Below are 24,711 nucleotides of genomic sequence, written 5' to 3'. Positions count from 1 at the left end.
GGAGCGGGGTCGACGTCAGCGCTGGCGGGCGACGTCGAGGATGGGGTCGAAGGCGTCGGGGTCGTGGACGACCGTGACCGGCGCGGTCCCGGCCGGGAACAGCCGGCGCACCGTGTCCGGGTCCGCGCGGTCGTCGAGTGTGATGTCGATGGACTCGCGCCAGCGGCCGTCCGAGAGCCGCTGCACCGTCGCCTCCCACGTGATCCCGGGCGTCGACCGCGCCTGCAGCCGCAGGTGGATGCCGACCGCCCTCCGCCGCGCCAGGAGCGACAGCAGCCCGCGATACACCGCGGTCCGTCCCGCGGCGACCAGCCACGGGTCGAGCTCCCTTGCCAGGATGTCCGCGTTCCACAGGATCGTCGTCGCGAACCCGCTGCGCGACTGGTAGACGTCGACCGCGATCACGCCAGGTAGCCGCCTGACCGTCTGCCGCAGCGTCCCGCGCGTGATCCCCTCGTCGACCGTGCTGTGCAGGTACAGCGGAACGGACGGACGCGGAGGCAGCCCGCCGGCCCGCACCGCCGCGCGGTCGTGGATGCGCTGACCCGGCGCGAAGAACGGCGCCAGCCCGGCGAGCAGGGCGGCGACCGAGGAATCCGGCGGGTCCGCCTCGATCATCGCCGCCGTGTCCGCGTAGGCGGTCGACTGATGCAGCGCTCCGATGCGGAACCCGAGCGAGAGCGGCGGCCGCGCCTTCACCGTCAGGAACGGGGCGCCGGATTCCGTGCGGAGCGGGTTCTCGCGCCCCTCGATCCGCGGGACCGGGTCGAGCACGTGCTCCAGCGCGAGCACGCTGACCGTCGGCGGCACGGCGATGCGTCCGAGCGGCGAGCCTGCGACCAGCAGGTGCGTGACATCGAGTCCCTCGGCGACGGCCGACGCGGCGACCTGGGCGGCCACCATCCCGCCCAGGCTGAACCCGGCGAGCAGCATCGGCTCACCCGGGCGGATGCCCGCCTCCCGCATCGCCGTCAGCGACGCCCGGGTGATCGTCGGCTCGTCCCCGGCTCCGATGAGCAGATCGGCGGTGAGGTCGTTGGGCGCTGCCCCGGCGCGCGGATGCCAGGACTTGGTGCTCGCGAACTGCACGATCCAGCGCCGGCCGGTGGATGCGGAGGGCGGCACCTCGACGATCCGCACCGTGGCGACGTCGGCGCGGTCGTCGAGGTCCGGGTCGCACAGGTCGTCGATCTCGCGCTGGCTGAGCAGCACATCCCGCAGCGAGCGGATGGACCGCCGGCGCATGGCGCCCGCCGCGATGCCGGGCTGCCCGAGCGGATCGGGGGAGGGGCCGAGCGGGAGGCCGAGCAGCCCGGCCGGCACGTCGGGAAGGCCCGGCGTCGGCACATAGTCGTCACCGGCGAGCGGGTCGTTCCACCAGTCCAGCACGTCACGGATGAGCGGGAAGGCCCGCCCGAGGAAGTCGTCGTAGCCGGTCAGGACGGCGTCGTGCCCGTCCCGCAGCAGCCCGCGCCTGCGGCCGAGGTTCACCACCTTGCGCAGCAGCGACGGCAGCGTGAACACCGCGAGGTAGGGCTTGGCCCGCCAGCGGGGCAGCGCCAGCCCGGCGAGCGAGACGAGCAGGGCGAGCGGCGAGAGCAGCCACCCCGCGACCCGCGCGATGCCACCGACGGTGCGGGGCACGAGCGACAGGTACAGTCCGCTGAGGGCCATCCGCCTGGCGCGGCGGGTCGTCGGCGGCGGAGCGCCGAACGGATACGGGATGCGCCGCCCGCGCTGCACCGCGTACCAGGCCCAGGCCGCCGCGACGGACAGCAGCCAGCCGATCGCGACGAGGACGCCGCCGACCAGGCCGAGCGCCGCCAGCAGGATCCCGAGCAGCAGGGCCACCGGGACGCCGGCCACCAGGCCCGCCAGGAGAAGGGCGGCGGCCGCCGGACTGCGCCCCCGCCACAGCTGCGGTGACGGCTGCGACGGCATGCGGCCAGCCTAGACCGCACCCTCCGACACCCCTGCGACACCCCGCCGAGGGTCGATGCATATGCATGGGAACGATGCCGCGCAAGCGCGACACGCCCTCCCGTTCTGAGAAAGACGACAGACGGGCCACCCCAAAGGAGGGGCGACCCTAAGGGGGGTATTTGTACCCCGGCTTGTCCTCACTAGTGTGGACAACCGGGAGCCACCCGACCGTGCCCACCCGAGGGCCGGGCTCCCGTCTTCTGAAGGACGCATACCCGATCATGAGTTCTGCTACCGCATACACCCCTGCCCGAAAGCGCCAGCTCGGCTCCGAGAAGCGCACAGAACCGCTCCCCACGGTCCACCCGAAACCGTCGGACCGGAAGATCACCTGGAGCCGCGTCGCCATCGTGCTGACCGTCCTCTTCTGGGCGATCTACGTGGTCACCACGATCATCCGCCAGTTCATCGACAGCGGCAGCCAGAACTTCCGCTTCACGATGGAGGCCATCGGCTACACGGTCGTCGTCACCTTCCTCACCTTCTCGGCGCTGATGTACCTGGTGGCCCGGCAGGGAGCGCTTCAGCGCTTCCAGAAGCACGTCCGCGTCCCGCGGGCCGAGCTCGACCGGCACTTCGCCGACAACCAGCCGTCGATCACCGTGCTCGTCCCGTCGTACGCGGAGGAGCCCGAGGTGGTGAGGATGACGCTGCTCTCCGCCGCGCTGCAGGAGTTCCCGTCCAAGCGCGTCGTGCTGCTGCTCGACGACAACCCCGATCCGAGCGACCCGGCCGTCCGGGAGCGCCTCGAGGCCACCCGCGACCTCGCGCACGACATCAGCGCGACGCTGGCGGAGCCGCGCTTCCGCTTCTCGGACGCGCTCATGCGGTACGAGCTCGGCGACACCGGCGTGTACGCGACCGACGAGGCCGCGCTGGAGCTCGCCGACCACTACCGGTGGGCCGCTCACTGGCTGTACGCCCAGGCCGACGCCCACACGATCGAGGACCACGTCGACGTCTTCTTCGCCGACCAGGTGCTCCGCGCCCTGGGCGACGACCTGGCCCTGACCGGCGAGGCCGTCTCCGCGGCGATCGCCGAGGGCGCATCCCTCACCAGCAAGCGCGTCGCCCAGCTCTACCGCCGTCTGTCGTGGACGTTCGACGCCGACCTCGCCGTGTTCGAGCGCAAGAAGTGGGCCTCCCTGTCGCACGAGGCCAACAAGGCCATGAACCTCAACGCGTACATCGGCCTGATGGGCGGCACCTACCGCGTCGAGGAGACGCCGGAGGGGCAGATCCTCACGCCGGTCGCCGCAGGCCAGCGCCGCGCCGGGGACATCGACATCCCGGACAGCGACTTCCTGCTGACCCTGGATGCCGACTCCATCCTGCTGCGCGAGTACTGCCTCCGGCTCACCTACTTCCTTCAGCAGCCCGACAACGCCCGCGTCGCCGTCACGCAGACGCCGTACTCGTCGTTCCGCGGCGCCGGCACCCGCATCGAGCGTCTCGCGGGCGCGACCACCGACATCCAGCACATCCTGCACCAGGGCAAGTCGTACTACGGCGCCACGTTCTGGGTCGGCGCGAACGCGGTGATCCGCAAGAGCGCCCTCGACGACATCGTCGAGACCGAGTTCGTCGGCGGATTCGAGGTGCGCCGGTACATCCAGGACCGCACCGTCATCGAGGACACCGAGTCGAGTATCGACCTCGGCACCCACGGCTGGACGCTGTCCAACTATCCCGAGCGCCTCAGCTACTCGGCGACCCCGCCGGACTTCGGTTCGCTGATCGTGCAGCGTCGCCGCTGGGCGAACGGCGGTCTGCTCATCCTCCCCAAGCTGTGGCGTCAGGTGAAGGAGCGGAAGCGCCGCGGCGAGACCGTCTCCCGCATCGAGCTCCTGCTGCGCGTCAACTACATGGCGTCGATCAGCTGGGCCAGCTTCGGCCTGATCTTCCTGCTGGCCTACCCGTACGACGGCCGGCTGCTCAGCCCGATGGTGCTGCTCGCCGCGCTGCCGTACTTCATCAGCCAGGCGGCCGACCTCCGCTACAGCGGGTACAAGGCCACCGACATCTTCCGGATCTACGGGTTCAACCTCATCCTGCTCCCGGTCAACCTGGCCGGAGTGCTGAAGTCGATCCAGCAGTCGCTGACCGGCAAGAAGATCCCGTTCGCCCGCACGCCGAAGGTCAAGAACCGCACGGCCTCGCCGCTGCTGTACGTGATCGCGCCGCTCGCGATCGTCGCCTTCTCGCTGTTCACGCTGTGGCGTGACGTCAACGCGCAGAACTGGGGCAACGCCGCGTTCGCCGCGTTCAACGCCACCCTCGCGATCTGGGCGATCGTCGCATACATCGGCATCTGGAACACGATCATGGACATCTGGATCGGGATGACGAAGCCGCTGTACGTGGACAAGTCGCGCCGCCGCTCGACCGAGCAGGCCGCGCCGCAGACCGCATCCATCGACTGGCGTTCCGTGCTCTACCACGGCCACGCGGGCGGCGAGGTTCCGCACCTCGCCCGCGTCGGCGCGGTCGTCGAGGTCCCGGCAGACGACACCGCGGTGTCCGTGCCCGGTTCTGAGGGTGCGGTCGCCGAGGGTACGGTCGCCGCCACCGCCTCCGCAGGATCCGCGCACGACGGCACGCTCGGGGCCGAGGGCTCCGAGGCTGCGGCCGCCGTGACCGCATCCGCTCCGGCCGAGTCCGTCTCGGGCGAGAGGCAGGCCGCCTGATGGCCCGCGCATCCAAGAAGGCCTCGGCGGACGCCGTCGAGCGCGCACAGGCTCCCGAGGCCGCGAGCGGCCGCCGCCTGTCGCCGTGGCGCGTGATCGGCGCCGCCCTGGTCGCCATCGTCGTGGTCTCCGCCGGCGCTGTCGGCCTGCAGTGGTGGAGCGCCCGCGCGGCGGTCGACGCGAAGCCGTGGTTCGCCTCGTATGTGGACGTGACGGCGACGCCCCGGTTCGCGTTCGAGAACCTGGGAGGGACGACGACGAAGGACGCCGTCCTCTCGTTCGTCGTCTCGTCCCCGTCCGACCCGTGCGCCCCGAGCTGGGGCGGTGCCTACTCGCTCGACCAGGCGCGCGGCTCGCTCGACCTCGACCGCCGCATCGCCCGCCTGCAGCAGCAGGGCGGCACGGTCGCCGTGTCGTTCGGCGGCCAGCGGAACGACGAGCTGGCCGTGCACTGCGTCGACCCCTCCGCGCTCAAGAACGCGTACGCGTCGGTCGTCGACCGCTACAAGATCGGCACGATCGACCTCGACCTCGAGGGCACCGGGCTCACCGACACGGACGCCGCCACTCGCCGGGCCGAGGCCATCGCGGCGCTGCAGCAGGAGCGCCGCGCTGCGGGCAAGAGCCTCGCCGTCTGGCTGACCCTGCCGGTGGCGCCGACGGGCATGACCTCGGACGGCACGGATGCGATCGCCGCCATGCTGAAGGCGAAGGTCGACATCGCCGGCGTCAACGTGATGACCATGGACTTCGGCGACGCCAAGGATGCGAAGACCTCGATGGCGAAGGCCGCCGAGTCGGCCGTCTCCGCCGCCCAGCGCCAGCTCGGCATTCTCTACGACCGCGCGAAGCTGCACCAGAGCGACCCGAGCCTGTGGGCGAAGCTCGGCGCCACCCCGATGATCGGCCAGAACGACACCGAGGGTGAGGTGTTCACCCTCGCCGATGCGGCATCCTTCAACGGCTGGGCGGTGTCCAACCGCCTGGGCCGCATGTCGATGTGGTCGGCGAACCGTGACAAGACCTGCGGATCGAACTACGTGGACGTGACCGTCGTGTCCGACGCCTGCAGTGGTGTGAACCAGGGCAAGAAGTCGTTCGCCGGCGTCCTCTCGAAGGGCTTCGACGGGCACATCGCGCTGGGGGAGGGCGCCGTCACGACGGCCGAGCCGACCTCCACGGCGACCGCCGACGACCCCGCCCACTCGCCGTACCCGGTGTGGGCGTCGAAGAACTCGTACCTCAAGGGCACCAAGGTGGTCTGGCACCACAACGTGTACCAGGCGAAGTGGTGGACCAAGGGCGATGTGCCGGACAACCCCGTGCTGAACGCGTGGGAGACGCCGTGGGAGCTCGTCGGCCCGGTGCTGCCGGGCGAGACGCCCATCCCGCAGCCGACCCTCCCGGCCGGGACGTACCCGACGTGGACGGGGACCGGCGCCTACGACAAGGGCCAGCGCGTCCTCTTCGACGGCGTGCCCTACGAGGCGAAGTGGTGGACGCAGGGCGACAGCCCGGAGGCCGCCAGCGCCAACCCCGACTCGTCGCCCTGGACTCCGCTGAGCCAGGACGAGGTCGACCAGATCATCGGCGGCTCCGGCCACTGACACCAGCTCGGCGGCGGGACGCTGACTCCCCCCACTCGCGTCCCGTCGCCGACTCAGACCTGGACACCCGCTGCGGGGCGGGGCGGTCCGGGCGCCCGTCCGCGCCGGCATTCGGCCGGCGCGACGGCGCAGTGCCGGCGGGGATGCGCGTGCCTTCGGGTGGCGTGCAGCATCCCTGCCGGCACGAAAGAACACCCGTGATCGGATCGTGACACCGAGGCGGGCGCACGATCCCTAGGCTTGCGTTGCTGCGCGTTGGAGCACGACAGACTCTGGGGGAACGATGAACCGATGGAAAGCGGTGACGCTGGCGGCCGGGGCTGCTGCGTCCCTTCTCGCGTTGGCCGGGTGTGCGGCGGGTGCGGGAGACGCGCCGACGCCGACAGTGACCGTCACGTCGACGGTGACGGCGACTCCCGCCCCTGCTACCGCGTCGCCGGACGATCCGCTCGACGCCCTGACCGCATGGACGGCGTGCGCGGTGCTTGCCCAGGAGGTGTACGGCACGCAGGCGCCGGACGCGGTGATGCGCCCGTACGATCCAGCGCATCCGCCGACGAAACGGGACGACGGCACCTGGGACGCGGTCGTGGCCTATCCGATCCAGCCACCGGTCGAGGGGGCGGGGAGCGTCATCGTGGACTGTCAGATCGGCGGGACTCTCGGCTCTCCGAAACTCATCCACTGGGTGGCCAAGGACATCTGACCGGGCCGTGCGCGAGCCGCCTCACAGACACGGTAGGATGGTCGAGTTGCCTCGCGAGGAGCCTCGGTTCAGCGCGATGACAGCGGGCTGTGGCGCAGCTTGGTAGCGCACTTGACTGGGGGTCAAGGGGTCGCAGGTTCAAATCCTGTCAGCCCGACGTAACGAAAGAGCCGGTGGGCATGAGGTCGCAAAGCGACCGTCATGCCCACCGGCTCTTTCGTTACTCGCTGCTGTCTATGGGGGTCCCCGCGCGCGAGGGGCCCGGGCGCCGTCCCGATCGCAGCGAGGGCCGGTGTTCGGGGGAGCGCGTGGGGCGCAGCCCGACGCGACAGGGGTCCTTCTGATGCTTACTGCAACCAGAGGGACACACTCGCCTTTTCTAGTGCGTCCGCTTTCACCCTCAGAAGACTCTACGTGACGAGGTTCTCCCCGAAGCGGCTACGACCTCGCCGAGGCGCGGAGCGCGACCGCGTCTTCGCTGGGCGAGGCCCCGAACTCACGTCGGTACTCCCGGCTGAACTGCGACGGGCTCTCGTATCCGACCGCGTAGGCCGTCGCGCCGATGTCGCCGGGTCTGGCGATGAGGCGTAGCCGCGCCTCCTGCAGCCGGATGCTCTTCTGGTACTGGATCGGACTCATCGAGGTGACCGCGTGGAACGCTCGGTGGAACGCTGAGGGGCTCATCCTCGCCCGTTCGGCGAGCTCGTCGACGCGGAGCGGCTCGGCGAAGTGCTCCCGTATCCATCGAACGACGTGGCGGACGCGGCTGAGGCTGCTGTCGGCGAGCCCCAGCTGTCGCACGGTCGCGCCCTGGTCGCCCGACATGATCAGCCAGAGGATCTCCCGCTCGATCATCGGGGCGAGCACCGGGATGTCCCGGGGGTGGTCGAGCAGTCGCAGCATGCGGAGGGTCGCATCCAGCAGCCGCGGCGAGGTCTCTCCCACGGCGATCGCCGGAGGGGATGACTCCCCCCGCGACGGCCGCGGGAACTCTGCCGCGGAGGCGGTCAGCATCAGTTCGGCGATCACCTCCGAGCGCAGCTCCAGACCGAACCCCAGCGCGGGATGCTCGGGGGCGGCGTCGGTGAAATGCCCGGAGACCGGAAGGTCCACGGAGGCGACCAGGTACTGGCCGGCCCCATAGTCGTGGACTGTTCCTCCCACCGAGAGTCGTTTGGTGCCCTGCGCGACGATGGCGAGCATCGTGCCCGTCGTGGATTCGTCCTGCGGACCCCCGTGGTCCATCCGCGACACGAGCACGCCGGGGATCGCCGTCGGGCTGACGCCTCCCGGGGCATGGTGCGCCACGAGGGCGCGAAACTCATCGAAGGACATGGGAAGAGTGAAACACCGATCCTCGGGGAAGGCATCCATTCCTGTCGAAGACGACAGTTTTGTGCAAGGAGTCGATGGGATTCCCCTAACTCGCCGCAGGGGTCTGACGGTTGTGTTGAAGCATGAGCGAACAGACATCCGACCAGAAGATCGTCGTCGTCACCGGAGCGAGCTCCGGGATCGGACGCGGCGCCGCCATCGAGATGGCGGCCCGCGGAATGGGCGTCGTCATCACCTACAACGCGCGCCCCGAGGGCGCCGAGAGGACCGTCGAGGAGATCCAGGAGAACGGAGGCGCGGCGGTCGCGCTGCCGCTCGACATCGGGCGCGCGGACACCTTCCCCGACTTCGCGGACGCGCTCACCCGCGTGGTGCGGTCGGAGTGGGGAGTGGATGGCATTCATGCGCTGGTGAACAACGCCGGTTTCGGTGGCGGCATGAGCTTCGAGGAGATGACGGAGGACGCGTTCGACGCCTACTACCGGGTGCTCCTGCGCGGCCCGTACTTCCTCACGCAAGCGCTCCTGCCTCTGATCGAGGACGGCGGCGCGATCGTGAACACCGCCAGCAGTTCCGTGTGGCCCGGAGACACCGAGCCCGGCTACTCCGGGTATGCGGCGATGAAGGGCGGCCTGGTCGTCGCCACCCGCTTCCTCGCGAAGGAGCTGGCCGGCCGATCGATCCGCGTGAACTCCATCAGCCCCGGCCCGACCCGGACGCGTCTCGGCGACAACGCCTTCGAGCGGTTCCCGGAGGTGATCGATGGGCTGGCAGCGAAGACCGCCTTCGGCCGCATCGGTGAGCCGGCCGATGTCGGGAAGGTCATCGCGTTCCTCGTCTCCGATGACTCGGCGTGGATCACCGGCCAGGACATCCAGGCGTCAGGAGGGTACGCGCTGTGAGCGCCGGGTTCGGGACCGTCGTCCTCACGGGGGCGACGAGCGGTATCGGCGAGGCGACCGCCCTCCGACTCGCCGGCCTGGCGACCACACTGATCGCGCTCGGCATCGAATCGGAGCGGGATGCGGCTCCAGCCCTCGAACGGATCCGCCGGGCGGGTAGCGCCGAGGTCCGCTACGTCCCGGCGGATTTCACCCGCCTGACCGACGTCGTCTCGGCAGCGGAGCGGGTCGGCGCGTTGGCACCATCGATCGATCTGCTCATCAACGATGCAGGTGTTCCCGGAGCTCCTGAGCGGATCGTCACCCCGGACGGATTCGAGCGCACGGTGCAGGTCAACGCACTCGCACCGGCGCTGTTCACCCGCCTCCTCATCCCTCGACTCGCCGAGGGCGCGCGGATCGTCAACGTCTGCTCCTCGGCCCACCGCGTCGAGCACTTCGACTTCGACGACTTCGACCTGGAACACGACTACACCCCGATCGCCGCCTACGCGCGGGCGAAACTGGCGATGGTGACGTGGTCGTCGCTCCTCGCCGAGGAGGAGGCCGCCTCGTCCCACGATGTCGTCGCGCTGTGCCCGGGGCTCAACGACACCCCGCTCAGCGCCGCGATGATGGGTCGGATCGGGGGGCCGGCATCGCGCGGTGCGGAGCTGGTGCTTGCGGCGAGCCGCGCAGCGGTTCCGTCGGGCGGCTACGTCGAGAACGGCCACGTCGTCTCTCCCAGCGCTGACAGCCTCGATCCCGGCAACCGTGCCCGGCTCGCCGCAGTGTTCCGGGAGCGGCTGTCGCATTTCGTCGTTCCCGGCGTTGTCCGGGTCACGCCATGAAAGGGCGCCAACGGGGTTCCGGTGACCCGCTGATCAGAGCCGTCGCCAGTCGCGAGGGCGACCGTGTCACCACGCTCGAACTCTTCTTCGACCTCGCGTTCGTGTTCGCCTTCACTCAGCTCAGCCGCCTGATGGCGCAGCAGCACGATGCCCTCGGTATCCTCCAGGCGCTGCTCATCCTCGCGCTGCTGTGGTGGGCCTGGACCGCCTACGGGTGGCTCTCGAACATCGCCCACGCCGACCAAGGCGTGGTCCGCGTGGCGATGATCATCGGCATGACGGCGATGTTCGTCGCGGGCATCGTCGTCCTGGAGGCCTATGACGACCTGCCCGACGGCTTGTTCGGCCCCCTCGTGTTCGTCGGCGCCTATCTCGTCGCTCGTATCACCCACGCGATCGTCTTCGTCTGGCTCGCCGCCCCCGAGCTCCGCCGACGCACGCTGATCACCGTCGTTCTCTCCGTCGTTCCGTCCGGAGCCCTGCTCACCGCCGGCGCCGTGCTCGGGGCCCCGTGGCAGATCTGGTGCACCATCGCCGCAGTCGTGATCGAGCCGATCGTCTCCTACCGCACCAGCGTCGGCATCGCCTGGCCGGTGCGCTCCATCGCGCACTTCACGGAGCGGCACGGACTGATCGTGATCCTCGCCCTCGGCGAGTCCGTTCTCGGCATCGGCACAGGAGCGTCGACCGAGCCGATCAGCGTCGCCATCCTCCTCGGTGTGGTCTTGTCGATGCTGATCTGCATCGCCCTGTGGTGGGCCTACTTCACCCGGCTCGCTGGCGACGCCGAGCGGGCTCTCACGGCCGTCTCCGCCGCCGACCGTGGGCGCGCTGCCACCGACGCGTACACCTATCTTCACCTGGCCCTGGTCGGTGGCATCGTTCTCGCGGCGCTCGGCCTCGAGGTCGCTATGGCACACGCCGAGTCGAACGAGGGCCTGGGACTGTTCGGCGCCGCCGCGCTCAGTGGGGGAGTCGCCTGTTATCTCGCGGGAACCGCAGCGTTCGCTCGCCGCCTTTTCGGCCGCTGGAATGTCGTCCGCCTGGTGATCGCCGCGGCCTTCGTCGCGCTGGCGCCTGTGCTCGGCATTCTCTCCCCTCTGATGGCGCTCGCGAGCGTGGTGGGCCTCCTCATCGTGCTCCTCATTGCAGAGCGGATCTGGACCTCCGCGGGGAGCGAGCCGTACACGTCCGCCCATTCGGTTTCGTAGCCCACCATGTCGACAAGTCCGTGCCTGCGGCGTGCCTCCCGGTCGCCTCCCGGTGTCAGTGCGCGACCACCGGCTCCGGCACGTCGGCCGAGTCGCTGCTGCCCGCGCCGCCCGCGGCCGGGGTCGCCGTAGCCGACCGCCGGCGGTACAGGAAGGCGGTCAGCACCGCGCCGAAGGCGAAGAACCCGGCGCCCCACCAGTACGCCGTCGCGTAACTGTGCACGGCGGCCTCCGCCATCACCTGCGGGGTCGGCGGCAGGTGCGAGGCAACGTAGTCGGTCGCTGCCGTCGCGGCGAGCGTGTTCAGCAGAGCTGTTCCGATGGAGCCGCCGACCTGCTGGCTGGTGTTCACCATCGCGGAGGCGACACCCGCGTAGTGGCGGTCGACGCCGAGCGTGGCGGTCTGGATCGCAGCCGGCATCGTCGAGCCCATTCCGAAGCCGAGGATCATCAGGGGCGGGAGAAGGTCGGCCGCGTAGTTCGCGGTGACGCCGAGGTGCGTGAGGTACACCATCCCGCTCGCGGCGATGGTCATGCCGATCGGCACCATGACCTTCGGGCCGAACCGCGGCACGAAGATGTTCGTCGACAGCTGGGCGGCGAGCACCAGCATCACGATCATGGGCAGGAAGCCGAGGCCGGTCTGGATGGGCGTGAACTTCAGGGTCGCCTGCAGGTAGTACGTGACGAACAGGAAGATGCCGAACATCCCGGCGCCGGCGATCAGGATGGCGCTGTACGAGGCGGCGCGGTTGCGGTGCAGCACGATGGGGAGCGGCAGGAGCGGGTGGGTCGCCCGGCGCTGCCAGAGGACGAACGCCACGAGCAGCACGGCCGCCGCGGCGAGGAAGCCCCACGACAGCGGCGAGTCCCAGCCGTCGGACTCGGCGTTGGAGAAGCCGTAGACGAGGGAGAACAGGGCGGCCGAGACGAGGATGGTGCCCGGCACGTCGAGCTTCGGACGCGGGCCGGTGCGCGGCGCCGTCGTGACGAAGACGACGGCTCCCGCAACGGCGACGAGCGCGATGACGACGTTGATGTAGAGGTTCCAGCGCCAGTCCAGCTGCTCGGTCAGCACGCCGCCGAGGAGCAGGCCGACGGCGCCGCCCGCTCCCGCGATCGCGCCGAAGATGCCGAACGCGCGGGCACGCTCCTTCGGCACGGTGAACGTGGTGGTGAGCACCGCCAGGGCGGTGGGGGCGAGCAGTGCTCCGAACGCTCCCTGCAGGGCTCTGGCGCCCACGAGCAGCCCGAAGGTGCCGGCCGCGCCTCCGAGCGCCGAGGCGCCCGCGAAGCCGATCAGGCCGATGATGAACGCGCGTTTGCGGCCGATGAGGTCGGAGATGCGCCCGCCGAACAGCAGGAGGCTGCCGAAGGCGAGCGAGTACGCGGTGACGACCCACTGGCGGTCCGCATTGGAGAACCCGAGGTCCGCCTGTGCGGAGGGGAGCGCGATGTTCACGACCGTCGAGTCGAGGACCACCATGAGCTGGGCGAGAGCGACCGTGACCAGCGTCCACCAGCGGCGGGTGGAGGGGGCCGGCGCCGCCGGAGAGGACGGCGAGAGGGAGGGGGAGGTCTGTGGCATGGAGGACAGCATATACGAAACCAACTAGTTCCGGATCTCTTTTGTTCAGAAATTCATCTACACTGTCATCGATGGAAACTTCAGCCCCCGCGACGAAGCTCGGGCGCAAGCGGGACCACTCGCGCGACCCGGAGATCCTCGACGCCGCCCTCGACGTGCTCGCCGAGGTCGGCTACGACCGGATGACGATGGACATGGTCGCCGCCCGCGCGAAGGCGGGTAAGGCCACCATGTACCGCCGCTGGTCGTCGAAGGCCGACCTGGTGATCGAGGCGGTCGCGTGCATGAAGAAGGTGGATGTCGACGCGGCGTCCCTGCCCGACACCGGCACGCTCCGCGGCGACCTGGTCGCCATGATGAAGCCGCACACGATCGTCGACGCGGAGAAGAAGCTCCAGGTGATGGCCGGCCTGGTGTCGATGCTCGCGCAGAGCCCGGAGTTCGCCGACGCCGTGAACGCGGCCATCGTCGAGCCGCGCGCCTCGATCAACCGCATCTTCCTGCAGCGCGCCGTCGACCGCGGCGAGATCCCCGCCGACGTGGACATCGAGCAGCTGGCCATCCTTGCCCCCTCGATGGCGGCCTATCGCGTGCTGGTGCTCCGCAAGCCCGTGGATCGGGCGTTCCTGCTCCGCGTGCTCGACGACATCCTGCTTCCGGCGGTCGGCATCCGGGCGGCGGCGGAGGCTGGCGGGCGCTGACGCTCCCGCGCTGACCCCCGCTCGGCGACAGGGCATGGCTCCCGAGGGCGCTGCCGCAATAGGCTGCGCACAAGGCGGGGCCCGGCCGGAGTCCGCCCGTCAGTCGTCGTGACGATCGAGAGGAAGACAGCATGTCCCTGGAACAGACCCTCAACGAGCTCGCCGAGTACGTCCGCACGGAGCTGCACATCGTGCGCAAGCGGGCGGACGAGAAGACGGCGCCCCGCGAGCACGGGAACGATTTCCACGAGATGCAGCAGGCCGCCGACAAGGTCGACCACCTGGCCCACACGCTCCGCAGACTTCACGACGAGGAGTTCAGCGGCAGCTGGCGCCGGGAGAGCGCCCAGGACTGAGGTCGTCGCTCCGCCAGCGCCGGCTACGACGCCTGCTGCCGCATCACCTGCCGAAGCGCCCGGCGCAACTCCGCCTCGATGACGCGCGCCTGCTGCGCGGTCACGCCCTCGTTCTGCGCGCGTCGCTCGGAGCCCGCGCAGCGGTCGCCCGACCCCGTGAAGTGGATCGCCGTCCGGCCGTCCGCGAGCACGGGATGCTGCTCGCCGCAGTGTGCGCATTCCCTGAACGTGAACGAGGTCATGAGACCAGGCTACGAAGGCGGTATTTCGACAGCGTTGCGCGTTGAAGAAGAGACGATGACACCGTGAAGGATCTAGCCTCCCTTCTCCATCTCATTCACAGCTCAACGATATATCGTTGAGTATCGCTACCCGATCAAGGAGGCTCTCATGTCTACCTCATTCCCCACCGGCGGGTTCGGCGCCCGCATGGACCCGGATGCCATGTGGCAGGCGTTCGAACAGCTGCGGTCGACGTTCGAGAAGAAGGTCGGCACCCGCATGGGCCGCGGCGACGTCCGCGCCGCCGTCCTCTCGCTGCTGAGCGAGAAGCCGATGCACGGCTACCAGATCATCCGCGAGATCGAGGAACGCAGCGGCGGCAGCTGGAAGCCGAGCGCCGGGTCCGTCTACCCGACCCTGCAGCTGCTCGCCGACGAAGGGCTCATCTCGGCCGAGGAGTCGAACGGGCGCAAGACCTATGCGCTGACCGAGGCCGGGCGCGAAGTCGCCGCGGCCGAAGCGTCCACCCCGTGGCAGACCGGCTCGAGCGACTCCGGAGCAACGACCGGAGAACGTCGCGGAGCCAACCTCCCGAAGGCCGGCGTCGAACTCGCGCAGGCGGCAGCGCAGGTGCACCGCAGTGGAACGCCCGAGCAGGTCCAGGAGGCCGCCGCCGTGCTCGACGAGGCACGGCGGAAGCTGTACGCGATCCTCGCCCAGGGCTGACGGGAGTGACGTCGGACGAGGCGCCCGCCGCGCCGTCGAAGGCTCCGGCGGGCACGCCGGCCACCCGCGCGCGCTATCGCCGCATCCTGCGGTTCGCCGGATGGAACCTCACCGTCACCTGGTGGTACGAACTGGTCCTCCCGCGCATCGGTCTCGCCGGCGTCGCCGCGCGCACCCGATCGAAGCGGATGCGGCGGTTCGCGCAGCGCTTCCACGGCCTCGCCGTCGAGCTGGGCGGCCTGATGATCAAGGTCGGCCAGTTCATGTCGTCCCGGCTGGACGTGCTGCCGCCCGAGATCACCAGCGAGCTGGAGGGGCTGCAGGACGAGGTGCCCGCCGTGCCGTTCCCGGCCATCCGGGCGCTGGCCGAGGCCGAGCTCGGGGTCACGCTGGAGAGCGCGTTCGCCGACATCGACGAGACACCGGTGGCGGCCGCATCCCTCGGGCAGGCGCACCGCGGCCGGCTCACCGCCGAGGTGGCGGCGGAGACGGGGCAGGACGCGGTCGTCCTCAAGGTGCAGCGTCCCGGCATCGACACGATCGTGGATGTCGACCTCGCCGCCCTGCGCCGGGTCGGCCGCTGGCTCAGCCACGTCCGGCTCGTCTCCGACCGTGTCGACGCCCCGGCTCTGGTGGAGGAGTTCGCGCGCACCAGCCTGCAGGAGATCGACTACCTGCACGAGGCGGCGAACTCCGAGCGCTTCGCGCACGAGTTCGACGGCGATGACCGCGTCGCCGTCCCCGCGGTGGTCTGGGAGCGGACCACCCGCCGCGTCCTCACCCTCCAGGACGTGACGGCGATCAAGATCACCGACGCCGATGCGCTGCGCGCCGCCGGCATCGATCCCGCCGACGTCGCCCCGGTGTTCGCCGAGGTCATGTTCGACCAGCTCTTCAGCAACGGCTTCTTCCACGCCGACCCGCACCCGGGCAACATCTTCGTGACACCGCGTCCCGCGGCCGCGGGGGAGCGCCCGTGGGTGCTCACGTTCGTCGACTTCGGCATGATGGGCGAGGTCCCCTCCGGTACGCGCAGCGGGCTCCGCAAGCTGCTCATCGCCGCGGCCTCCCGCGACGGCAAGGGCCTGGTGGATGCGATCCGCGACATCGGTGTCCTGCTCCCCACTGCCGACACGGCCGAGCTGGAACGCGCGATGACCCACCTGTTCGCCCGGTTCGGCGGCATGGGCTTCGCGGAGCTGCGCGAGGTCGATCCGCGCGAGTTCCGCGAGTTCGCGGTCGAGTTCGGCGACGTGGTCCGCTCGCTTCCGTTCCAGCTGCCCGAGAACTTCCTCCTCATCATCCGGGCCATGTCGTTGACGTCAGGGGTGTGCAGCGCCCTCGACCCGTCGTTCAACCTGTGGGACTCGGTCGAGCCGTACGCGGCCCAGCTGCTGCGCGACGAGCGCGGCAACCTGCTGCAGGACCTCGGCCAGCAGGCCATCGAGATCGCCGGGATCGCCTGGGGGCTGCCGAAGCGAGTGGATGCGCTGATCACCCGGGTGGAGGACGGCACGGTGGCGGTCACCTCGCCGCGGCTGGAACAGCGGGTCGGCCGCCTCGAACGCGCCGCCCGGCGCCTGGTCGCGGCGGTCGTGTTCGGCGGCGCGATCATCGCAGGCGCGATCGTGCACGCGACGGACGCGACGCTGGGGTCGGTGCTGATGATCGCGTCGGTCGTACCGCTCGCATTCACCGTCTTCACAGGTCGGCGGGGGAGCTGAGCCGGAATACTGCCTGGTGAGCTTGCGTTTCACCCTGCATGGCAACCACAGAGATCACGTCGACCAACCACGACCAGGCCGTCGCCGACGGCATCGTGCTGCTCGACTTCTGGGCCGACTGGTGCGGCCCATGTCACATGTTCGCCCCCATCTTCGAGAAGGCGTCCGAGCAGCACTCCGACATCACGTTCGGCAAGATCGACACCGAGGCCCAGCAGGCGCTCGCCGCGTCCTACGGCATCCAGTCCATCCCGACCCTCGTCGCGTACCGCGACGGCATCCCGCTGTTCTCCCAGGCCGGTGCCCTCCCGGGCGAGGCCGTCGAGAACCTCATCGAGCAGATCCGCGCCCTCGACATGACCGAGGTGCGCAAGCAGTACGACGAGCTGAAGGCGGCGCAGCAGCAGAGCTGAGCGCAGCGGTAGCACCAGGGCGCGGCCCCGTCCCCCGACGGGCGCCGCGCCTTCGTCGTATCGGCACCGTCCCTCGCCCGCCGGGGCGGAAACGGAGGCGATTCGCGCCGAACGGGACGGGATCGCCTCCGTCTCCGGCTCGGCGGCGGCGTGTCGGGCGGGAGGTCCTCCGTTTCGCACCCGGGCGGAACCGGAGGAGATACGGCATGACGCGCCGCGTGTCGACGGGAGACGGAGGCTCGAGCGACGTGGGATGGCCGGGTGCCCTCCGTCACGGGAGTCACCCCGCGGCGGACTCCCGCTCCCACTCCTCGATCTCACGCGACAGGAGGGCGAGCACACGCCAGCCGTCCGTGCGAACGTCGGCGGACGCCGATCTGGGGTGGGGTGTGGTCGCTCACCGCTGCGCCGTGTCGGCCGACGGCTCGTCCGTGGACGCGCCCCGCGCATCCCGGATGCCGTCCGCGACCGCGCGGCGGACCACCCAGTACAGAGCGTACAGAGCGGCGCCGGAGAGAACCACGGTCAGGGCGAGGGCGCTGACTGGATCCACGTCAGCTCTCCGGGACGCCGGTTTCGTCGGCTTCCACATCCGCGCGCATCCCGAGCAGGCCGGCGATGTACGCCATCACCACCGAGGCGGCGATCAGGGCGATCCCGAGCGGCAGCAGCGTCTGTCGGATGAGGTCGAGCACCACACTCAAGGCCGTGAGCATCCCCTGGTCGACACGGGTCGATGCATTCACCTGCACGGTGAGCGCGTAGCCGACCTGCGGCAGCAGCAGGTTCAACAGCAGGCCGGCCGCAGCGAGGCCGATGCCCCACCACAGCACCACCTTCGGTCGCAGCTTGGATTCGGTCACGAGCGTCCCCCTTCGTCGCGGTGTCCACGTCGAGACTAGCGGGCCACGCCGATCCGGGGAGAGCGCACGGACGGCCGGGCTAGTCCGTCGCGTCCGCCGAACTGCTCCCGCGGACGACGAGCTCCGGCTGGTACAGCACATGGCGCGGCTCGCGGTCCGGGTCCTGCGCCTCCTCGATGAGGATCTCGACCCCCGTCCGCCCGATCAGCGCGCTGGGCTGCCGGATCGAGGTGAGGGGAACGACGGACGCACTGGCGAACATGATGTCGTCGTAGCCGACGAGCGAGATGTCCTCGGGGATGCGGATCCGGCCGTTGATGAACAGTCCCTGCAGCAGGCCGACGGCGACGAGGTCGTTGGCGGCGAACACCGCGTCCGGGCGGCGGTTCGCGCTGCGCTGGACCAGCTCTTCGCCGGCCCGGCGTCCTTCGAGCACGGTCAGCGCGTCGACAGGGACGATCTCGAGGGAGACACCGGGGTGCTTCTCCACCTCCCGGCGCGCCCCGGCGAGACGATCGGCCACCTGCCGGATCTGCAGCGGGCCGCCGACGAAGGCGAGCCGTGTGCGTCCCGATCGGATCAGGTGGGCCGCCGCGAGAGCGCCACCGGCCACGTCGTCGACCGAGACCGAGCTGAACGAGTCGTCGCTGCTCACGCGGTCGACCAGGACGGCGGCGATGCCGCGATCCCGCAGTTGTCGCAGCCGGCGGGCCGGGTCTCCGACGGGGGAGAGCATCACGCCGCGTACCCGGAGCTCCTCGAACAGGTTCAGGTACCCGGTCTCGCGGTCCGTGCTCTCGTTGCTGTTGCCGACGATGACGCTGTAGCCGGCGTCGGCTGCCGCGTCCTCCGCCGCCGTGGCGAGGTCGGTGAAGAACGGGTTGCCGCCACTCAGCGTGACGAGCCCGAGCGCCTGGCTGTGGCCCAGCCGCAACTGCCGCGCGGCCTCGTTGCGCACGTACGAGAGCTTCTGCATGGCAGACATCACGCGCTCCACGGTTTCGGGCGCGACGATCTCGGGCCGGTTGAGCACGTTCGAGACGGTGCCGACCGAGACCTGAGCCAGTGCGGCCACGTCCTTCACGCTTGCGGAAGCCATGTGATTCCTCCCTGGGTGAGATCGTAGCGGATGGAGGCATTGAATCGATCAATCCTGCAGGATTCCATGGCGTGTCTTGAATCGTTATATTCGTTGCTTGACGGGACGCGACGGTTGCCTTTATGGTCAGTGAAGCGTTTCAAGCCGACCCGATAGTCCCCCGGTCGTCGACGCTCACTGAATACAAGGAGGTATTTGATGTTCTCTCGGAGAACGGCGACACGGGTCGCCGCCACGCTCGGCGGCGTCGCGCTCATCGGCGCTGCTCTGGCCGGCTGCAGCTCATCCGGCGGATCGGGCAGCACCACCATCTCCCTGCTCGCCGCGGGCAACGACCCGGCGAGCACCAGCTTCGCGAAAGACCTGTCCAAGGCCTTCCACAAGGCCAACCCATCCATCACCGTCAAGGTCGAGACCCGCCCCGGCGGCACCGACGGAGACAACCTCGTCAAGACGCGGCTCTCGACGGGAGACATGAACGACGTCTTCCTCTACAACTCCGGCTCGCTCTTCCAGGCGCTTCGTCCCGACAGCCAGCTCCAGCCACTCACCGACGAGCCCTGGGCGAAGAAGCTCACGACCGACTTCAAGAACTCCGTCAGCACCGACAAGGGCGTCTACGGCGCCCCGACGGGGACCACCTTCAACGGCGGCATCATGTACAACAAGAAGGTCTATGAGAAGCTCGGCCTGACGGTGCCCAAGACGTGGAGCGACTTCATCGCGAACAGCGAGAAGATCAAGGCCGCGGGAATCGCCCCCATCATCCAGTCCTACGGAGACACCTGGACCAGCCAGCTCTTCGTGCTCGCCGACTTCGCGAACGTGAGCGCGCAGGACCCGAACTGGGCGAAGGACTACACGGCCAACAAGGCCGACGCCAAGTACTCGAAGGAGCCGGCGTTCGCCGGTTTCGAGCACACGCAGGAGGTCTTCGACAAGGGCCTCCTCAACAAGGACTACGCCTCGCTCACCAATGTGAACGCCCTCAAGATGCTCGCCACGGGTGAAGGTGCGCAGTATCCGATGATCACCGCGGTCATCAGCAACGTGCTGCAGAGCAACCCGGACCAGATCAACGACATCGGCTACTTCGCGATTCCGAGCGACTCGGGCGAGCCGCACGCGACCGTCTGGGAGCCGACGTCGGCGTACATCCCGAAGTCGACGACCGGCGACAAGCTGACGGCCGCGAAGAAGCTGGTGGCCTTCATCAACTCCGACAAGGGATGCGACGTCCAGAACAGCGCGGGTACCCCCGCCGGGCCGTTCGCGATCAGCACCTGCACGATCCCGGACGACGCGCCCGCGCTCGTCAAGGACGAGCTGGCCTACCAGGACGCGAAGAAGACCGGGCTAGCGCTCGAGTTCCTCTCGCCGATCAAGGGCCCGAACCTGGAGAAGATCCTGATCCAGGTCGGCTCGGGCATCTCGACGGCCAAGGAGGGCGCGGCCCTCTACGACCAGGATGTCAAGGCTCAGGCCCAGCAGCTGGGTATCAAGGGCTGGTGACCCGCCCGGCCGGGCCGGCGGAGCGCGCCGGCCCGGCCGCAGGCGCATCCTTCACGCCACACACGACACTCGATGAGGAGCGGACATGTCGACGGCTACCCCTTCGACCGCGGCACAGGCGGCCGAGATCCTGACGGACGTGAGGAGTCCGGGAGGACGACGGAGCGGACGAAAGCTCGGGCGTAAGGCCATGCGGTCGCACTACCCGACCTGGTTCTTCATCCCAGCGCTCGTCCTCTATGCGGTCTTCTTCGCCATCCCGTCGCTGTCGTCGTTCTACTTCTCGCTCACGCGGTGGTCGCTGTTCGACGCCCAGTTCATCGGGTTCGCGAACTACGTCCAGTTCTTCCAGGACCCGCAGCTGTACACGAGCTTCATCCACACGCTGGTGTACGCGGTCCTCACCTCGGGCGCGAAGGTCATCATCGGCTTCTTCCTCGCCCTCCTGCTCACCTCCGCGGTCGTCGGACGCGGGTACCTCCGGGCGGTCGTGTTCTTCCCCGTCCTGCTCTCGACCATCGGGGTCGGCATCCTCTGGAAGGCACTGCTCGACCCGTTCCACGGCTTGGTCAACGGCGTTCTCGGATTCTTCGGCCTCCCGCAGCCCGGGTGGTTCACCGACCCCAACCTCGCCCTGTACACGATCGCGGGCGTCGACATCTGGAAGGGCGTCGGCATCGCGACGCTGATCTTCATGGCCGGCATCGTCGCCATCCCGGGCGAGTTCTTCGAGGCGGCCAGGATGGACGGCGCGAGCGGCTGGCGCATCCTCCGCGAGATCACCATCCCGCTGAGCCGCGGTGCGACCGCGACCGTCGTCATCCTCTCGCTCATCGGCGGTCTGCGATCGTTCGACATCATCTGGGCGACCACAGGAGGCGGCCCGGGCTTCACCAGCGACGTGCTCGCCTCGGTGATCTACAAGCAGTACCAGGCCGGCTTCTACGGTCTCTCGACCGCGGGCAACGTCGTGCTGTTCCTGGTCGTGACGATCATCATGGTGCCGCTGTCGTACTTCCTGAACAGAAAGCAGGTGGAGCTGTGAAGCGGCAGCGCATCCGGTCCTGGACGGTCGGGGTCATCGCGATCGCGGTCTCCGTCATCGTCTTCCTCGTCCCGCTCGCGTTCGTGCTCCTGCAGGCCTCGAAGACGCCGGACGACGCCTCCAGCCTGGCCTTCACGTGGCCGAAGGAGTGGAGCTTCTTCCCGAACCTCGTCGCGGTCCTGGAGAGCGGCGACGGGCTGATCTGGCGCGCGTTCTTCAACTCGGCCATCCTCACGGTCTTCTCGGTCACGCTCATGGTCATCATCGCCGCCATGGCCGGGTACGTGCTCGCCCGCAAGCGCAGCAAGTGGGGGCCGGTCGTCAACTTCTTCGTCCTGGCCGGGCTGATCGTGCCGCCGGCGGTCGTCCCCACGATCTGGGTGCTGCAGGGGCTCGGGCTGTTCAAGACGATGCCGGGCATGATCCTCATCGAGACCACGTTCGGGCTGTCGTTCTCGATCCTGATGTTCCGCGCCTTCTTCGGCACGGTGCCGCGCGAGGTCGACGAGGCCGCGGTGCTCGACGGCGCCGGACGCGTTCGGATGTTCTTCCAAGTGATCCTGCCGCTGCTCCGCCCGGTGATCGTCACGGTGATCGTGGTGCAGTCGGTCTTCGTCTTCAACGACTTCCAGAACCCGCTGTACTTCCTGCCCGGAGCCGACAACGCGACGGTCCAGACCACGCTGTACAGCTTCGCCGGGCAGAACCTCAGCTTCTACAACCTGCTCTTCATGGACTTCCTGCTCATCACCATCCCGCCCCTGGTCGCCTACATCTTCTTCAACCGGCAGATCATCGCCGGCATGACGAGCGGCGCGGTCAAAGGCTGACCGTCATGCTCACCGACAACGCGAACGACACGACACAGAACCGGAGAGACAACGCAATGAACTGGCACGCCCGCATGATCGCCGCTGGAGAGACCTTCGACAGGGCACCGCTGCTGCGTCGGGAGTTCGCTCTCGAGACCGGACACGGGACGGTGACGCGTGCGACGCTGCACCTCACCGCGCACGGCATCGTCGAGGCCTGGCTCAACGGCCGCCCGGTGTCGGAGGACCTCCTGACACCCGGGTGGAGCGCCTACGAGTGGCGACTCCGCTACGCGGACTACGACGTGACAGCACTGCTGGAGGACACGACCGTCCTCGGCCTGGCCCTCGGCAACGGCTGGTTCGGGGGCCGTCTCGGCTGGGCGGGCGGCGGCTCCTACTACGGCGACACCCTCGGCGCGTTCGCCCAGCTCGAGGTCGAGTTCGAAGACGGCGCCACCCAGCTCGTCGTGACCGATCGGGACTGGACCTCCGGCCCGAGCGCCGTGCTCGCCAACGACCTCTACGACGGCGAGACGATCGACGCGCGCCTGCGGGACGAGTCGTGGAAGCGCCCAGGGTTCTCCGGCGACGGCTGGACGGGGGTGCGTGAACTCGAGTTCGACACGGCGGAGCTGACGCCGTACATCGGGCCGCGGGTGACCCGCTGGGCCGCGCTGCCCGTGCAGGAGATCACCACATCCCCGTCCGGCAAGACCCTCGTCGACTTCGGCCAGAACCTCGTCGGCTGGATCACAGTCCGGGTGCAGGGCGAGGCCGGAACGGAGATCGTCGTCCGGCACGCCGAGGTGCTCGAGCACGGAGAGCTGGGCACGCGTCCGCTCCGGAGCGCGAAGGCGACAGACCGCTACATCCTGAGCGGAGACGTCGACGAGTTCGAGCCGACCTTCACCTTCCACGGGTTCCGCTACGCCGAGGTCGAGGGATGGCCGGGCGAGCTGAAGGCCGAGGATCTGACCGCGATCGCGATCGGCTCCGAGCTGACGCGCATCGGCGAGTTCCGCACCTCCGACCCGCTGCTCAACCAGTTCCACGAGAACGTGGTGTGGGGGATGCGCGGCAACTTCGTCGACGTGCCCACCGACTGCCCGCAGCGCGACGAGCGTCTCGGCTGGACGGGCGACATCGCCGCGTTCGCGCCGACGGCGGCGTTCCTCTACGACGTCGACGGGTTTCTCTCGGACTGGCTGGTCGACCTCGATCTGGAGCAGCAGCACCACGACGGCATCGTCGGCTTCGTCATCCCCGACATCCTGAAGATGATCGATCAGCCGACCGATTTCGGGGAGGTCGACTCGACCGCGATCTGGAGCGACGCGGCGGTCTGGGTGCCGTGGACGCTGTACCAGGCATACGGCGACGAGTCGGTGCTGCGGAGGCAGTTCGGCTCGATGGCCGCGCACGTCCGCCGGGTGGAGTCGCTGCTCTCGCCGGCCGGCGTCTGGGACGGCAGCTTCCAGTTCGGCGACTGGCTGGACCCGGACGCCCCGCCGGAGGACCCGGCGAAGGCGAAGGCCGACACCGGCGTCGTCGCGACGGCCTGCGCCTTCCGCTCCGCGACGATCGTCGCGGAGACGGCGGCGCTGCTCGGCCGGACGGAGGAGCAGGCCGAGTTCGAGGCGCTGGCCGCACGTCTGCGCCAGTCCTTCAACGCCGAGTACGTGCGCGACGGCGTCGTGAAGAGCGACTGCACGACCGTCTACGCACTCGCGATCGTGTTCGGTCTGCTCGACCCCGCGGACGAGGAGTTCGCCGGAACCCGCCTGTCGGAGCTGGTCGCCGAGGCGAGCTATCGCATCTCCACCGGGTTCGCCGGCACTCCGTTCATCACGGATGCGCTCACGCAGACCGGTCACCTCGACGACGCCTACCGGCTGCTGCTCGAGCGCGAGTGCCCGTCCTGGCTCTACCCGGTGACGATGGGCGCGACCACCGTCTGGGAGCGCTGGGACTCGATGCTGCCCGACGGCACCATCAACCCGGGCGAGATGACGAGCTTCAACCACTACGCCCTCGGGGCCGTCGCCGACTGGATGCACCGCGTGGTCGGGGGGCTCTCCGCCCTGGAGCCCGGGTACTCCCGCGTCCTCGTCGCTCCGCAGCCGGGCGGCGGCCTGACCGAGGCGGAGACGTCGCTGGTCACCCCGCACGGACCGGTGAGCGTGCGGTGGACGCTCGACGGCGACGAGCTCACCGTCGAGGCCGAACTCCCGGACGGCGTGGCCGGGGTGCTCCGGCTCCCCGGCCGCGACGACCAGCCCATCGGTGGCGGGCGAACGACCGCGACGACCGCACTGGCGACCGCAGCCGACGTGATCCGCTGACCGGCGAACGCCCCGACAACAACCCCGGCCGCGCATCCCACTGC

Annotated in this window: 22 protein-coding genes and 1 tRNA gene; 16 read left to right on the top strand and 7 right to left on the bottom strand. The window is 69.5% G+C overall.

The window, feature by feature from the left end; all coding sequences use genetic code 11:
• Nucleotides 1-15: 15 nt before the first annotated feature.
• Nucleotides 16-1,941, bottom strand: a complete 1,926-nt coding sequence (locus tag BLW09_RS12130; RefSeq protein WP_089912939.1) for a hypothetical protein — start codon at nt 1,939-1,941, stop codon at nt 16-18.
• Nucleotides 1,942-2,204: 263 nt separating this feature from the next.
• Here BLW09_RS12130 and BLW09_RS12125 point away from each other — a divergent pair, with 263 nt between their 5' ends.
• From BLW09_RS12125 to BLW09_RS12110, 4 genes are all read left to right on the top strand, one after another.
• On the top strand, nt 2,205-4,670 hold the full coding sequence (locus BLW09_RS12125) for a glycosyltransferase family 2 protein (RefSeq protein ID WP_089912936.1): 2,466 nt from the start codon (nt 2,205-2,207) through the stop codon (nt 4,668-4,670).
• Nucleotides 4,670-6,277: a chitinase gene (locus BLW09_RS12120; RefSeq protein WP_089912933.1), complete on the top strand. Its 1,608-nt coding sequence runs from the start codon at nt 4,670-4,672 to the stop codon at nt 6,275-6,277. The genes BLW09_RS12125 and BLW09_RS12120 overlap by 1 nt, the downstream gene beginning before the upstream one ends.
• A 283-nt stretch (nt 6,278-6,560) precedes the next feature.
• The gene (locus BLW09_RS12115; RefSeq protein WP_157696935.1) at nt 6,561-6,983 is read left to right on the top strand and encodes a hypothetical protein; all 423 of its coding nucleotides are present in this window, start codon (nt 6,561-6,563) and stop codon (nt 6,981-6,983) included.
• Between the two features lie 83 nt (nt 6,984-7,066).
• Nucleotides 7,067-7,140, top strand: a tRNA-Pro gene (locus BLW09_RS12110).
• 281 nt (nt 7,141-7,421) lie between these two features.
• Here the strand turns inward: BLW09_RS12110 and BLW09_RS12105 are convergent.
• The gene (locus tag BLW09_RS12105) at nt 7,422-8,318 is read right to left on the bottom strand and encodes an AraC family transcriptional regulator (protein WP_089912927.1); all 897 of its coding nucleotides are present in this window, start codon (nt 8,316-8,318) and stop codon (nt 7,422-7,424) included.
• Nucleotides 8,319-8,440: 122 nt separating this feature from the next.
• Between BLW09_RS12105 and BLW09_RS12100 the strand changes: the two genes are divergently transcribed.
• Genes BLW09_RS12100 through BLW09_RS12090 form a run of 3 tightly spaced genes read left to right on the top strand, consistent with a single transcriptional unit; the run spans nt 8,441 to nt 11,261 of the window.
• Nucleotides 8,441-9,220 (top strand): SDR family NAD(P)-dependent oxidoreductase, encoded by a 780-nt coding sequence (locus BLW09_RS12100; protein ID WP_089912923.1) that lies wholly within the window; start codon nt 8,441-8,443, stop codon nt 9,218-9,220.
• On the top strand, nt 9,217-10,050 hold the full coding sequence (locus tag BLW09_RS12095; protein ID WP_089912920.1) for an SDR family NAD(P)-dependent oxidoreductase: 834 nt from the start codon (nt 9,217-9,219) through the stop codon (nt 10,048-10,050). The genes BLW09_RS12100 and BLW09_RS12095 overlap by 4 nt, the downstream gene beginning before the upstream one ends.
• On the top strand, nt 10,047-11,261 hold the full coding sequence (locus tag BLW09_RS12090) for a low temperature requirement protein A (protein WP_089912919.1): 1,215 nt from the start codon (nt 10,047-10,049) through the stop codon (nt 11,259-11,261). Before BLW09_RS12095 ends, BLW09_RS12090 begins: the two co-directional genes overlap by 4 nt.
• A 55-nt stretch (nt 11,262-11,316) precedes the next feature.
• Here the strand turns inward: BLW09_RS12090 and BLW09_RS12085 are convergent, their stop codons facing one another.
• A complete protein-coding gene (locus BLW09_RS12085; protein WP_089916839.1) occupies nt 11,317-12,849 on the bottom strand; it encodes an MFS transporter in 1,533 nt (510 codons plus the stop codon).
• 71 nt (nt 12,850-12,920) lie between these two features.
• Between BLW09_RS12085 and BLW09_RS12080 the strand changes: the two genes are divergently transcribed.
• Both BLW09_RS12080 and BLW09_RS12075 read left to right on the top strand, forming a co-directional pair.
• Nucleotides 12,921-13,550: a TetR/AcrR family transcriptional regulator gene (locus tag BLW09_RS12080; protein WP_089912916.1), complete on the top strand. Its 630-nt coding sequence runs from the start codon at nt 12,921-12,923 to the stop codon at nt 13,548-13,550.
• Between the two features lie 131 nt (nt 13,551-13,681).
• Nucleotides 13,682-13,906, top strand: a complete 225-nt coding sequence (locus BLW09_RS12075; RefSeq protein ID WP_089912912.1) for a hypothetical protein — start codon at nt 13,682-13,684, stop codon at nt 13,904-13,906.
• 23 nt (nt 13,907-13,929) lie between these two features.
• Here BLW09_RS12075 and BLW09_RS12070 read toward each other — a convergent pair whose 3' ends face one another.
• Nucleotides 13,930-14,148 (bottom strand): hypothetical protein, encoded by a 219-nt coding sequence (locus BLW09_RS12070; RefSeq protein WP_089912909.1) that lies wholly within the window; start codon nt 14,146-14,148, stop codon nt 13,930-13,932.
• Nucleotides 14,149-14,296: 148 nt separating this feature from the next.
• Between BLW09_RS12070 and BLW09_RS12065 the strand changes: the two genes are divergently transcribed.
• The 3 genes from BLW09_RS12065 to trxA are packed head-to-tail and all read left to right on the top strand — an operon-like array spanning nt 14,297 to nt 16,991.
• Nucleotides 14,297-14,854 carry a PadR family transcriptional regulator gene (locus tag BLW09_RS12065; RefSeq protein ID WP_089912906.1) on the top strand — a complete coding sequence of 186 codons (558 nt, stop codon included), beginning with the start codon at nt 14,297-14,299 and terminating at the stop codon, nt 14,852-14,854.
• Nucleotides 14,855-14,859: 5 nt separating this feature from the next.
• Nucleotides 14,860-16,578: an ABC1 kinase family protein gene (locus BLW09_RS12060; RefSeq protein ID WP_089912903.1), complete on the top strand. Its 1,719-nt coding sequence runs from the start codon at nt 14,860-14,862 to the stop codon at nt 16,576-16,578.
• 38 nt (nt 16,579-16,616) lie between these two features.
• Nucleotides 16,617-16,991 (top strand): thioredoxin, encoded by a 375-nt coding sequence (trxA, locus tag BLW09_RS12055; protein ID WP_018190217.1) that lies wholly within the window; start codon nt 16,617-16,619, stop codon nt 16,989-16,991.
• 397 nt (nt 16,992-17,388) lie between these two features.
• Here trxA and BLW09_RS19075 read toward each other — a convergent pair whose 3' ends face one another.
• The 3 genes from BLW09_RS19075 to BLW09_RS12045 all read right to left on the bottom strand — a co-directional run bounded on the left by BLW09_RS19075 (nt 17,389) and on the right by BLW09_RS12045 (nt 18,953).
• On the bottom strand, nt 17,389-17,544 hold the full coding sequence (locus BLW09_RS19075) for a hypothetical protein (RefSeq protein WP_172824204.1): 156 nt from the start codon (nt 17,542-17,544) through the stop codon (nt 17,389-17,391).
• Nucleotide 17,545: 1 nt separating this feature from the next.
• Entirely contained in the window at nt 17,546-17,854 is a 309-nt protein-coding gene (locus BLW09_RS12050) for a hypothetical protein (RefSeq protein ID WP_089912900.1), read from the bottom strand.
• Nucleotides 17,855-17,933: 79 nt separating this feature from the next.
• A complete protein-coding gene (locus BLW09_RS12045; protein ID WP_089912897.1) occupies nt 17,934-18,953 on the bottom strand; it encodes a LacI family DNA-binding transcriptional regulator in 1,020 nt (339 codons plus the stop codon).
• Between the two features lie 198 nt (nt 18,954-19,151).
• Here BLW09_RS12045 and BLW09_RS12040 point away from each other — a divergent pair, with 198 nt between their 5' ends.
• The 4 genes from BLW09_RS12040 to BLW09_RS12025 all read left to right on the top strand — a co-directional run bounded on the left by BLW09_RS12040 (nt 19,152) and on the right by BLW09_RS12025 (nt 24,667).
• Nucleotides 19,152-20,465: an ABC transporter substrate-binding protein gene (locus BLW09_RS12040; protein WP_089912894.1), complete on the top strand. Its 1,314-nt coding sequence runs from the start codon at nt 19,152-19,154 to the stop codon at nt 20,463-20,465.
• An 85-nt stretch (nt 20,466-20,550) separates the two neighbouring features.
• Nucleotides 20,551-21,510 carry a carbohydrate ABC transporter permease gene (locus BLW09_RS12035; protein WP_089912890.1) on the top strand — a complete coding sequence of 320 codons (960 nt, stop codon included), beginning with the start codon at nt 20,551-20,553 and terminating at the stop codon, nt 21,508-21,510.
• Entirely contained in the window at nt 21,507-22,340 is an 834-nt protein-coding gene (locus BLW09_RS12030; protein WP_089912888.1) for a carbohydrate ABC transporter permease, read from the top strand. Before BLW09_RS12035 ends, BLW09_RS12030 begins: the two co-directional genes overlap by 4 nt.
• A gap of 5 nt (nt 22,341-22,345) precedes the next feature.
• Entirely contained in the window at nt 22,346-24,667 is a 2,322-nt protein-coding gene (locus tag BLW09_RS12025) for an alpha-L-rhamnosidase (RefSeq protein ID WP_231946825.1), read from the top strand.
• The last annotated feature ends 44 nt before the right edge of the window (nt 24,668-24,711 follow it).

The organism is Leifsonia sp. 21MFCrub1.1, assembly GCF_900107895.1.
Lineage (GTDB): Bacteria > Actinomycetota > Actinomycetes > Actinomycetales > Microbacteriaceae > Leifsonia > Leifsonia soli.
Note: the sequence above shows the minus strand (reverse complement) of the source record. Positions and strands in the feature narration are given on the sequence as shown.